Below are 12,005 nucleotides of genomic sequence, written 5' to 3' on the forward strand. Positions count from 1 at the left end.
TGCTGTATGCCAGAATCTAAGAAAAAAGCGCTAGGCATCCTAGCTATTGCTGGAGTTGAGCCGTACCAAGAAAAGCCAGGTGAAGAGTATATGTCACCGGAGCAAATGGCTCACTTTGAAGCAATTTTGAAAGCTTGGCGCGACCAGTTACATCAAGAAGTAGACCGTACCGTTCACCATATGCAGGACGAAGCGGCCAACTTCCCAGATCCCGTGGACCGTGCATCTCAGGAAGAGGAGTTCAGTCTAGAGCTACGTAACCGCGACCGTGAACGTCGCCTAATCAAGAAGATTGAAAAGACCCTAACCAAAATCGAAGAAGACGATTTCGGCTTTTGTGAGTCTTGTGGTATCGAAATCGGTATCCGTCGTCTTGAGGCACGTCCGACCGCTGATCTTTGTATCGACTGCAAAACACTTGCAGAGATCAAAGAGCGTCAAATGCAGGGTTAATTGGTCTCGACTGATTATCACAAGGGAGCTTAGGCTCCCTTTTGTTGTTTTTAGAAAGGTTGTTTTAGAAGGCTAGGATAAGGCATGAGTCACTACATCGGCCGCTTTGCGCCCTCACCATCAGGACCGCTGCACTTTGGTTCTTTGATTGCCGCGCTCGGCAGCTATTTTCAAGCCAAGTCTTCAATGGGGCAGTGGCTGGTGCGAATCGAAGATCTCGACCCACCACGCGAGCAGCCCGGCGCCGCTGACTCTATCTTACGCACACTCGAGGCCTATCAGCTTGGCTGGGACGGTGAGGTAGTGTATCAGAGCCAGCGTCATGGGCTCTATCAGGCACAAATAGATAAGTGGTTGGACTCAGGCGAGGCTTACTACTGCCGCTGCACCCGCAAGCAAATCAAAGCCATGGGTGGTTTTTATGACGGGCACTGTAGACCGTTGCAAATCAGTGACTCAACTGACTGCTCTGTTAGACTGCATGTTCAACAGCCAGTCACCGAGTTTAACGACCTAAAGCACGGCCGTATCCAACTGCCAAGCGCACTGGCCGCTGAGGATTTCATTATCCGTCGTCGTGATGGCTTGTATGCTTACAATCTTGCCGTTGTGCTCGATGATATCGACCAAGGGGTCACCGAGGTGGTACGCGGTGCCGACCTGATTGAGCCAACCGGGCGACAGATGTCGCTCTACCATCAGCTCAATCAGCCTGTGATCAGCTATCTCCACCTGCCTTTGGCACTGGATAGCAATGGCAATAAACTGTCAAAACAGAACCATGCACCGGCGATTGATGCGCTCGATACCAAGGCGACTCTGCTCGATGCCATGGCGTGTTTGGGCTTTGCCATCGAACCGTCATTGAGCCACGGTACGATAGAAGAAATCATCGCTTGGGGCGTGCGCCACTGGCATGTAAGCCAACTGCCAGAGAGCACCGAGATCACGCCAAGATTCTCAAATGGCTCGGTCTAGGCTATTATTAGCCGCAAATTGTGCGCTGCATTCAAGATTGCCGCCGTAAAATACACACAAAATATCGAAACTTCATGAACATAAACGACCAAACATCGATGATATATCCAGAACTGTCGCTAAATATTATTGCGCGTGAGCAGCACAATATTTCGCGCAAACAGATCAGTGATAACGCGCTAAAAGTCCTTTACCGACTCAATGGGGCAGGTTTTCAAGCCTTTCTTGTCGGTGGCGGGGTACGCGATCTCCTGCTTGGTGGCCAACCGAAAGACTTCGATATTGCAACCAACGCCACGCCAGAGCAGATCAAGGCGCTGTTTCGTAACTGCCGACTAATCGGCCGTCGCTTCCGTCTGGCTCACATTATGTTTGGCCGCGATATTATCGAGGTGGCGACGTTCCGTGGTCATCACCAAGAGACCAGCAAGAATATCTCACAAAAGTCTGACGCCGGACTTCTGCTGCGCGATAACGTCTACGGCACCATCGACCAAGATGCCGAGCGCCGTGACTTCAGCATCAATGCGATGTACTACAGCATCGAAGACTACAGCATCCATGACTACGCCGGTGGTGTAGAAGACTTGGAAGATAAGCTAGTACGTCTGATTGGCGACCCTGAGACGCGTTATCGTGAAGACCCAGTGCGCATGCTGCGCGCAATCCGCTTTGCGGTTAAGCTCGACTTTGATATCGAAGAAGACACGGCAGAACCGATTGAGTACTTAGCTCCGCTGCTGCGCGATATCCCAGCCGCGCGCCTGTACGAAGAGTCCCTCAAGATGCTTCAGTCAGGCTTTGGTCTTGAGACCTACCACCTGATGCGTGAATACAACCTGTTCCAGCAGCTGTTCCCACGCGTGGCCGAGCACTTCACTGAAGACTACGAGTCGCTGACCGAACAGATGCTTGACCTGTCTTTGGACTCAACCGACCTGCGTCACGATGAAGGTAAGCGTATCAACCCTGCGTTTATGTTTGCCGCCATCTTGTGGTACCCAGTCAAAGCGCTCGCTGATGAGTTTGTTGCCACGCGTAAGATGACCGAGTACGACGCGATCATGGAAGCGGGTAATGTCGTGCTGGATGAGCAGGTGCGCAGCACCGCGATCCCACGTCGCCACACCGCCACCATTCGCGAGATCTGGCAGCTGCAGCTGCGCCTGCCGCGTCGCACGGGCAAACGCGCGTTCCGCCTGATGGAGCTAAACAAGTTCCGCGCCGGCTTCGACTTCTTAGAGATGCGTGGCGAGATTGAACAGGGCGAAACCAAACAGCTGGCTGACTGGTGGGCAAAATTCCAAACTGCTGGGCGCACCATGCGCCAAGCGATGGTTGCCGATCTCGATGAGAAAGGGACGGGCAAGTCTCCGCGCCGCCGTCGCAGCCGAAGCAAGAAGAGTAAGCCGCAGTCATGATCACCGTGTACATCGCCATTGGCAGTAACATGGCGCAACCGGTCGAACAGGCACAGCGAGCCATCGAAGCATTAAAGACACTGCCAAAATCTCAGTTTATCTGTAGCTCTCAGCTCTACTCGAGCTCCCCGATGGGACCTCAGGATCAGCCGGACTACATCAATGCGGTGGCTGAGATCCGCACCGAATTAACGCCCCTTGAGCTGCTCGATTGCACCCAAGCGATTGAGCTTGAGCAAGGGCGTGTCCGTAAGGATGAACGCTGGGGACCAAGAACCCTAGATCTCGACTTGATTCTTTACGGCAATGAGGTGATAGATTCCGAGCGCCTCACCATCCCCCATTATGGGATGAAAGTGAGAGAATTTGTCCTCTATCCGCTCGCAGAAATCGCACCAAATTTAACACTCCCTGATGGGAGCGAGCTCTCTGACCTTCTCAACCAGGTTGACAAAAACGGGCTCGATGTTTGGCAATCATAGCCAGATCCTAGTAAGGAAAAATCATGAAAAAAATCAATATCAACGACCTGATGAAGTGGAAACACGAAGGTCGTAAATTTGCCAGCTCTACCGCTTACGACGCGAGCTTTGCGCAACTTTTTGAAAGCCAAGAAATGCCAGTACTATTGGTCGGTGACTCTCTGGGCATGGTTCTCCAGGGTCAAAACGACACCCTACCCGTGACTGTCGATGATATCGCCTACCACACGCGCTGTGTGCGCGCTGGCAGCCCAAATAGCCTACTGATGGCCGATATGCCGTTTATGAGCTACGCAACCCCTGAGCAAGCGTGTGAGAGCGCAGGTAAGCTGATGCGTGCCGGTGCCAACATGGTCAAGCTTGAGGGCGGTGACTGGTTGGTGGATACCGTGAAAATGCTCACTGAGCGCGCCGTCCCTGTGTGTGCGCACCTCGGTCTCACCCCTCAGTCAGTCAATATCTTTGGTGGCTACAAGGTGCAGGGCCGCGAGCAAGACAAGGCTGACCGTATGGTGCGTGATGCTCTTGCACTGCAAGAAGCGGGCGCGCAAATTGTCCTACTAGAATGTGTCCCAGCGGATCTGGCGGCGCGCATCACCGAGGTCCTGGATGTGCCTGTGATTGGCATTGGTGCCGGTAATGGCACCGATGGTCAGATCCTAGTGATGCATGACATGTTTGGCATTTCTGCCAATTATATGCCGAAGTTCTCAAAGAACTACCTAGCAGAGACTGGCGATATGCGCCAAGCCGTTGCAAAATACATCCAAGAAGTGGAAGCAGGGAGCTTCCCGGATGCTGCGCACACAATAGCTTAGAGGAACCAGCATGCAGTCATTTGATGATATTGCGTTACTGCGCGAACAGATCAAGCTTTACAAGCGTGAAGGACGTAAAGTGGCGTTTGTTCCCACCATGGGCAACCTGCACGACGGCCACCTAACACTGGTACGCAAGGCTCGCGAGCACGCGGATGTGGTCGTGGTGAGTATTTTTGTCAACCCAATGCAGTTTGACCGTGCCGACGACTTAGCCAACTACCCTCGTACCATGGACGCTGATCTTGAGAAGTTATCAGCAGAAGCGGTCGAGGTGGTGTTCACTCCAACGCCTGAGATGATGTACCCACAAGGGCTCGACTCTCATACCTCGGTTGAGGTCCCTGGACTGTCGACCATGCTTGAGGGGGCCTCAAGACCAGGTCACTTCCGTGGCGTGGCAACCGTGGTCACTAAGTTGTTCAATATTGTTCAGCCTGACGTGGCATGCTTTGGTGAGAAAGACTTTCAACAGCTAGCGGTGATCCGCAAGATGGTTGAAGACTTGGCAATGGATATTGAGATTATTGGCGTTGCGACCGTGCGTGAGATGGATGGTCTCGCGATGAGCTCACGCAATAATCTGCTGACCATCGATGAGCGCCAGCGTGCGCCTGTTTTGGCCCGCACCATGCGCTGGATCAGCAGTGCTGTGCGTGGTGGACGTGATGATTACGCGTCTGTGATTGAAGATGCCAATGATCAGCTGCGTGCTGCCGGTCTTAATCCAGATGAAATCTTCATTCGCGACGCGCGCACCCTACAAGCGGTTACGCCAGAGTCAAATCAAGCGGTGATCCTGATGTCGGCCTTCCTTGGCAATGTGCGTTTGATTGATAATCAAACCATCGACCTGGCAACCGAAAAAGACGATGTGGAAGCCGAAACATCAAACTCTGCAGTAGACTAAGCGCCTAAAGTGCTTGGGTGACAGATAGTAAAAAGGTCAGCTTAAGCTGACCTTTTTTGATGATAATGGCTTTGTGACGGTTAAGAGCGTAGCCCAATCCCCTTACTCACCAAATGATGCGCCACGCCGTATAGGGCGAGAACAAACACACTCAGCACGCCGAATGAGGTCACGATCCCGACATCAGATACGCCAAGGAAGCCGTAGCGGAACGCGTTCACCATGTAGACAATTGGGTTGACCTGTGACACCCCTTGCCAAAAATCTGGCAGCAGACTGATGGAGTAGAATACCCCGCCAAGATAGGTCAGCGGCGTCAGGACAAAGGTGGGGATAATCGAGATATCGTCGAAGGTCTTAGCAAATACCGCGTTAATCAAGCCGCCGAGCGAGAACACCACCGAGGTCATAAACACCGTCGCAATAATAATGCCCCAGTTTTGTACCTGAAGGTCAACAAACAGCAGCGATACTAAGGTCACAATCGCCCCCACCAGCAGGCCGCGCGTCACACCGCCCATCACAAAGCCAGCGATGATCACATAGTTTGGCACCGGCGCAACCAATAGCTCTTCAATGTTCTTCTGAAACTTAGCACTAAAGAACGACGAGGCGACATTCGAGTATGAGTTGGTGATCACCGACATCATAATCAGGCCAGGAACGATGTACTCCATGTAGCTAAAGCCGCCCATCTCACCAATTCTTGAGCCAATCAGGCTACCAAAAATGATGAAGTAGAGCGTCATAGTGATCGCAGGTGGCACCAAGGTTTGCACCCAGATGCGGGTAAAACGATTGATCTCTTTGGTCAGCAGGCTTTTAAATGCCGTCCAGTACAGTTGATACATAATAAATCCTTACTTAACCGAGCCAGAGTTAGCGCCAGACTGCTCGCGCACGATGGTCACAAACAGCTCTTCAAGGCGGTTGGCCTTGTTGCGCATCGATAGCACTTGAATCCCCTGCTCTGAAAGCTGGCTAAAGATATCGTTGAGGCCTTGGGTCTTCTCAATCTCGATCTCAAGTGAGCCATTGACGAAATGTTGGCTATTGACACCGCTAAGGGTTGGCGCAGCTGAGCCCTCAGCCAGGTCAAGAATGAAGGTCTCAACGTGCAGCTTACTCAGCAGATCCTTCATGCTGGTGTTTTCAATCAACTCACCACGGTTGATGATGCCGATATTGCGACACAGCATCTCAGCCTCTTCAAGGTAGTGAGTGGTCAAGATAATCGTGATCCCTTGAGACTGATTAATCTCCTTCAAGAACTCCCACATTGAGCGGCGAAGTTCGATATCAACCCCAGCCGTTGGCTCATCTAAGATCAGCAGTTTCGGCTCGTGCATCAAGGCGCGCGCGATCATCAAGCGGCGTTTCATTCCGCCCGACAAATTGCGTGCTCGCTCAGCGCGCTTCTCCCACAAATCCAGCTTGGTCAGATACTTTTGCGCTCGCTGCTTAGCCACGTCGCGCGGCACACCGTAGTAACCCGCTTGCTGCAGTACGATCTGCTCAACGGTTTCAAACTGGTTAAAGTTAAACTCTTGAGGTACCAAACCTAGGTTCTGCTTAGCAAGCTCCAGATCCGTATCGATATCAAAGCCAAAGACCTTAACCTTACCCGAGGTTTTGTTGACCAAAGACGACACCACCCCAATCGAGGTCGACTTGCCCGCTCCATTTGGGCCAAGCAGGGCGTAAAAATCGCCCTTTTGCACTTTAAGGCTGATCCCTTTTAGCGCCTCAAAGCCACCCGCGTAGGTCTTACGCAGGTTTTCAATTTCTAACGCGTACATAGCTATTCTTCATTGTCTATATGGAAAGCGCTAGCAAACACGGCAGTCGCTAGCAATGCGCACAGTCTATCGCCGAACAATCACAACTACAATTTATATTTCTATATTTTTCGAAATATAAATTGTAGTTGTGCCGCGCCCTTTACCTCACCAACGCTGCAGCTAGTGTTCTGGTTTTACGTCACTCACCACTGTAGGGCGCTCATAGCCTGTAACACTTTGCAGTGCCGCCTCTAGCGCTTGGTACCTAAGCTGGTAAAAATTCTCAACTGGCACCAAATCCACAACATGAAACTTCTCTAACTGCTGGCGCGTTTGCTCATTTGGGCAGAGCAAAAAGACCTCACAACACGCATCCTGTGCATCTTTGATCGCATTCTCGAGTGCCAGCCCTACGGTGACATCGATCATTGGCACATCAGTCAAATCAAGGATCATCGCCTGGTAATCACTGATAGAAGAGTGTTGGCGAGAGATAGCTTTCGACACACTAAATATCATTGGACCAGACAGATAGAAAAACAGAACTTTCCCCGCCGCCCTATCGAGTAATTCACGCTCACTTGCACTCAGCGGAACATCATCTTGATCGGCATCGCTAATCGCTTTAACCTGCCTAGCTTGTTCGCGACTCAGGCGCTCGATAATGATGATGTTAGAAATAAACACCCCAAGCCCCACAGCAACAATCAAGTCGACAAATACCGTAAGCAACATCACCCCGTACATTATCGCCATCGCCGGATAGCTGACCTTGTGAGCACGTTGAATAAAGCTCCAGTCAAGAATATTAAAGCCAACATAAACGGCGATACCCGCCAATACCGCCATAGGGATTGGCTCTGTCAGCCCCCCAGCAACAAGTACAACGAGAACAAGCACCAACGCTCGGATCACGCCGGAGAGAGGAGAGCGTGCTCCCACCTGAATATTGGTGACGGTTCCCATGGTTGCCCCGGCACCCGGTAGTGCGCCAAACAGGCCCGAGATCATATTGGCAATACCCTGTCCACGTAACTCTTTATCCGAGTTATGCTCTTTGCGTGTTAGCGAATCGCCAATGACCGCTGTCAGCAAGGTATCAATACAACCAAGGGTGCCTAATACCAAAGCATCAATCACCATCTCAGTGAACATTGCAGGGCTAATATAGGGGATAACCACAGAGGGTAGACCTGCTGAGATCTCCCCAATACGGCGGATAGACTGCGAATCAAACATCACCACCGAGAACACACTCACCACGACCAGGGCAACGAGCTGAGCGGGAACGTATTTACGATATTTCTGCGGAAAAAAGAACAAAATAGCGAGCGTCAACAAACCGAGCAGCAGCTCGCTAAAGTCTAAGGTTTTTAAAAGCTCTGGAAGAGCAGACAACACCCCAGTTACCCCTCCCGGCGGTGCTGCATGACCTAGCAGCGGGGCCAACTGCATGATGATCAGGATTACGCCAATGCCGGACATAAAACCGGACACCACACTGTAGGGCATCAGAGTAACGTATTTACCGAGTCTAAGGGTGCCAAGCAAGAACTGAAATGCCCCAGCCATCATCACAACGGTAAACGTCATGGTGACTCCGGCCTCTGGGTATTTGGCCATCATGCTAGTCAATACTGCTGTCATGATCACCGTCATTGGGCCGGTTGGCTCGGAAATCAGCGTGCTTGAGCCACCAAATAACGATGCAAACAAGCCAACTAAGATTGCCCCCCACAGCCCAGCCTCTGCGCCTGCTCCCGAGGCAACACCAAATGCTAATGCTAAGGGAAGTGAAATGATCGCAGTAGTAACACCACCGAACAGATCGCCTCCCAGACTCATATCCTTAAATCGCCCCATCTCCATTACATAGCTCCATCTCTATTAATCTGATGCCGAGGTGATATCAATGACTTATCCCGCCCGAAAGATGGTCGGTGAATTACCGGTAAACATCAATAACAGAAAGTAAGGTTCGACAGCGACTTAGTTATATTGACATGACCGAATTGGAGCTGATCGTGGCTAGTGAGACCTCTGAACAGTGTGACGCAAACGATTAAATGAGGAAGCCATTGAGGAGATTGTGTATAGTGGGGCCAGTTTTATGTAAAGGGTTAACAAGCAAGATGCCTGAGATTAAAGAGTTATTTGACAACAACTCCAAGTGGTCCGAGTCGATTAAGGCCGAGACTCCAGAGTATTTTACCAAGCTTGAAGAGGGACAGAGCCCCGGCTTTCTATGGATTGGTTGTTCAGACAGTCGTGTTCCAGCAGAGCGCCTTACTGGGTTGTACTCTGGTGAACTGTTTGTTCATCGTAATGTGGCTAACCAAGTTGTTCACACCGACCTCAACTGCTTGTCAGTTGTGCAGTACGCGGTAGACGTGCTCAAAGTCAAACACATCATCGTTTGTGGTCACTACGGCTGTGGTGGCGTTAATGCGGCGATCGACAACCCACAACTGGGGTTGATCAACAACTGGCTGCTGCACATCCGCGACCTGTATCGCACCCACAAATCTTCTCTAGAAAAGCTGCCTCGTGAGCAATGGGGTGACAAGCTGTGTGAGATCAACGTGGCTGAGCAAGTCTACAACCTAGGTAATTCGACGATTCTACAATCGGCTTGGGAGCGTGGACAGGAGATCGAGATCCATGGCGTGGTGTACGGCATTGGCGATGGCGTGCTGAAAGACCTTGGTGTGCGCTGCAGAGATAATGCCAGTCTCGACAGGAACTACCCTGCCGCGATGGAAAAAATCCTCAACACCGGCATATTAAAGTAATCATTAAAAAAGGAAGGCGAATGCCTTCCTTTTTTGTTGAAATGACTTGAGATTTGGACTCGCCCTAGAGATTGCGTCGCAATAGTGCCACTGCCACCACTAAGAACACCACGCTAGGTGCTATCGCGCCAATAGCCGGAGAGAAACCGTACACTAGGCTTAATGGCCCAAAAAATTCACTCGATATGTAGAAAGCAAAACCGGCGACGACTCCAGATAAAATTCGGGCCCCCATCGTCACGCTACGCAGCGGACCAAAGACAAACGACAGCGCCATCAACATCATCACCGCAATTGAGAACGGCTGAGTGAGTTTACGCCACAGTGCCAACTGATAGCGCGACGGATCTTGCTCAGAAGCCTCGAGATATTGGACGTAGTCCCACAAACCACTAATGGGTAACTCTTCAGGTTTCACGTTCACCACCGCCAATTTATCTGGCTCAAGTGAGGTACGCCACTCGAAGTTGTCGACCTGCTGTTTGGAGATTTCCACCCCATCGCTAAAGCTAGTCACCACCGCCTCTTGCATCTGCCAGACATTATTATCGACAAACTGCGCTTGCTCGGTAAATATCACTTTTTCTAAGTCGCGCTGGTTATCAAAGCGCCATACATTCACACCATAGAGGTACTCGTCCTCTACCTTGGCAATGAAAATAAAATCATTAGCGTCACGCGCCCACACACCAGTACGCACAGAAAGGATCTTACCACCAGACAGAGCCGCGGCGCGCATATCACGCGCCATCACCTGCGCCTGAGGTGCCCCCCACTCACCAATCAAGGTAACACCAATCATGAGTGGTACCGCGGTTTTCAACACCGACACCCCAATGTTGAGCTTGGACACACCTGCCGCTTGCATCACCACCAACTCTGAGCTCGCTGCCAACGCACCTAGACCAATCAGCGCGCCAAGTAGCGCCGCCATAGGAAAAAACATCTCAATGTCACGCAGTGAGCTGAGCAGCACGTACAACAGGGCCTGCAATAGGTCGTAGTTACCATCACCAACGCGTCGCACTTGGTCGACGAATTTAATGATCCCTGACAGACCCACAAACGTCGCCAGCACCATCGAAGACGTGACAATGATGGTGCGACCGATATACCAATCTATTAACTTAAACACGAGCCTTGGCTATCCTTTTCTGTCTTAATCTATCTTTAATCTTACGCGCGAAAACACTGTCAAAACTGTTGGCACTGATCGCCGCGATTAGCAAGGCAAAGTGGATCGGCCACATACCAATTTCACTAGCAATCCGTCCATCCTCAATCGCAGATTTGGTGGCACTGATGGACAAAAAGTACGCCAGGTAGATCAAGATAGCCGGCCCCATTTTGGCAAAGCGCCCCTGACGTGGGTTAACCGCGGATAGCGGCACCACCAGCATGGTCAGCAGCGGGATACACACCACCAAAGCGATACGCCAATGGAGCTCCCCTTGCGCTCGTGGATGCGGGTTCTCGATCAGATCAAGCGTTGGCATCGCGACCCATTTTCGATCGCGCCGCTTGACCTCACGCTGACCAATCACGCCAGCGTACTGCTCAAAGTGGGTGATCTGATAGTCAACACGCGTGGGCAGGCCCTCGTAGCGTGTTCCGTCGTACATATTGATCACTTGGCGGCCATCACTGGTCTCCTGGACTAAGCCAGATTTAGAGAACATCACGCTCGGTAAGATAGAGTCTTTCGGTCGCAGCTGAGCCACAAACACACTCTGCAGCTCCTGACCTTGAATATCATCGATAAACACCACCGAAGAGCCATCCGGAGTGCGCTGGAAATGCCCTTTTTTAAGCAGCTCCACGCTGTTCTCAGCGGCAAACTCTTCGAGCATTCTGGCCTCTTTATCCAGTGCCCATGGGGCTAACCACAGCGCATTGAAGGCAGCAAGCGTGCCGGTAATCACCGCAAGATACAGCGACGCCCGCACGAGAAACTTATTGCCGATCCCGGTGGCATTCATCACCGTGATCTCACTCTCTGCATACAAGCGGCCAAAGGTCAGCAAGATACCGATATACAGACTGAGTGGCAGCATCAGTAAGCCCATCGCAGGCATGTTTAAGCCCACAATAGACAGGATCATTCGTGCTGGCACATCCCCATCGGAGGCATCGGCCAAAACTTGAATAAAACTCTGGCTGAAAAACACTAAAAACAGAACAAAGAAGATAGCAAATTGGCTTTTCAGTGTTTCCCGGATCAAATATCGAACAATAATCACGCTGAAATTACCTATACAAAACTTGTTTTTTTGGTCGAATAACTATAATTTCTGGATGAACCTTTTAATTTTATCTATTTTGTCTCAATGTTAAATAGAGGTTCAACTTCGCCAAAGCAAATACGCAGGT

The 12,005-nt window shown here is 51.1% G+C and carries 12 protein-coding genes; 7 read left to right on the top strand and 5 right to left on the bottom strand.

Translation table 11 applies throughout. From position 1 onward, the window contains the following. The first annotated feature begins 6 nt into the window (after positions 1-6). The 6 genes from dksA to panC all read left to right on the top strand — a co-directional run bounded on the left by dksA (position 7) and on the right by panC (position 5,062). Positions 7-453 (top strand): RNA polymerase-binding protein DksA, encoded by a 447-nt coding sequence (gene dksA / locus ACSTTG_RS03945; RefSeq protein ID WP_438459139.1) that lies wholly within the window; start codon positions 7-9, stop codon positions 451-453. An 84-nt stretch (positions 454-537) separates the two neighbouring features. Then, complete coding sequence (gene gluQRS / locus ACSTTG_RS03950; protein ID WP_438473844.1) at positions 538-1,431, top strand: tRNA glutamyl-Q(34) synthetase GluQRS; 894 nt, start codon at positions 538-540, stop codon at positions 1,429-1,431. A 74-nt stretch (positions 1,432-1,505) separates the two neighbouring features. Beyond that, positions 1,506-2,852, top strand: coding sequence for a polynucleotide adenylyltransferase PcnB (gene pcnB / locus ACSTTG_RS03955; RefSeq protein WP_438459141.1), 1,347 nt, complete (start codon positions 1,506-1,508; stop codon positions 2,850-2,852). Then, positions 2,849-3,334 (top strand): 2-amino-4-hydroxy-6-hydroxymethyldihydropteridine diphosphokinase, encoded by a 486-nt coding sequence (gene folK, locus ACSTTG_RS03960; protein WP_438459142.1) that lies wholly within the window; start codon positions 2,849-2,851, stop codon positions 3,332-3,334. The genes pcnB and folK overlap by 4 nt, the downstream gene beginning before the upstream one ends. Before the next feature lie 23 nt (positions 3,335-3,357). Continuing rightward, positions 3,358-4,152, top strand: a complete 795-nt coding sequence (gene panB, locus ACSTTG_RS03965) for a 3-methyl-2-oxobutanoate hydroxymethyltransferase (RefSeq protein ID WP_438459143.1) — start codon at positions 3,358-3,360, stop codon at positions 4,150-4,152. Between the two features lie 10 nt (positions 4,153-4,162). Further along, positions 4,163-5,062 carry a pantoate--beta-alanine ligase gene (panC, locus tag ACSTTG_RS03970; protein WP_438473845.1) on the top strand — a complete coding sequence of 300 codons (900 nt, stop codon included), beginning with the start codon at positions 4,163-4,165 and terminating at the stop codon, positions 5,060-5,062. Between the two features lie 80 nt (positions 5,063-5,142). Here the strand turns inward: panC and ACSTTG_RS03975 are convergent, their stop codons facing one another. The 3 genes from ACSTTG_RS03975 to ACSTTG_RS03985 all read right to left on the bottom strand — a co-directional run bounded on the left by ACSTTG_RS03975 (position 5,143) and on the right by ACSTTG_RS03985 (position 8,712). Beyond that, a complete protein-coding gene (locus ACSTTG_RS03975; RefSeq protein WP_438459145.1) occupies positions 5,143-5,913 on the bottom strand; it encodes an ABC transporter permease in 771 nt (256 codons plus the stop codon). A 9-nt stretch (positions 5,914-5,922) separates the two neighbouring features. Beyond that, positions 5,923-6,861, bottom strand: a complete 939-nt coding sequence (locus ACSTTG_RS03980) for an ABC transporter ATP-binding protein (protein ID WP_438473846.1) — start codon at positions 6,859-6,861, stop codon at positions 5,923-5,925. A 162-nt stretch (positions 6,862-7,023) separates the two neighbouring features. After that, entirely contained in the window at positions 7,024-8,712 is a 1,689-nt protein-coding gene (locus tag ACSTTG_RS03985) for a SulP family inorganic anion transporter (protein ID WP_438459147.1), read from the bottom strand. A 263-nt stretch (positions 8,713-8,975) separates the two neighbouring features. Between ACSTTG_RS03985 and can the strand changes: the two genes are divergently transcribed. Beyond that, on the top strand, positions 8,976-9,635 hold the full coding sequence (can, locus tag ACSTTG_RS03990) for a carbonate dehydratase (RefSeq protein WP_438459148.1): 660 nt from the start codon (positions 8,976-8,978) through the stop codon (positions 9,633-9,635). A gap of 64 nt (positions 9,636-9,699) precedes the next feature. On the opposite strand, the gene lptG is transcribed toward can, so the two are convergent. Beyond that, a complete protein-coding gene (lptG, locus tag ACSTTG_RS03995; RefSeq protein ID WP_438459149.1) occupies positions 9,700-10,770 on the bottom strand; it encodes an LPS export ABC transporter permease LptG in 1,071 nt (356 codons plus the stop codon). Further along, entirely contained in the window at positions 10,763-11,875 is a 1,113-nt protein-coding gene (gene lptF / locus ACSTTG_RS04000) for an LPS export ABC transporter permease LptF (protein ID WP_438459150.1), read from the bottom strand. The genes lptG and lptF overlap by 8 nt, the downstream gene beginning before the upstream one ends. Positions 11,876-12,005: the final 130 nt, after the last annotated feature.

Origin of the sequence: Vibrio glycogenivorans (assembly GCF_051660965.1) — a bacterium.
Lineage (GTDB): Bacteria > Pseudomonadota > Gammaproteobacteria > Enterobacterales > Vibrionaceae > Vibrio.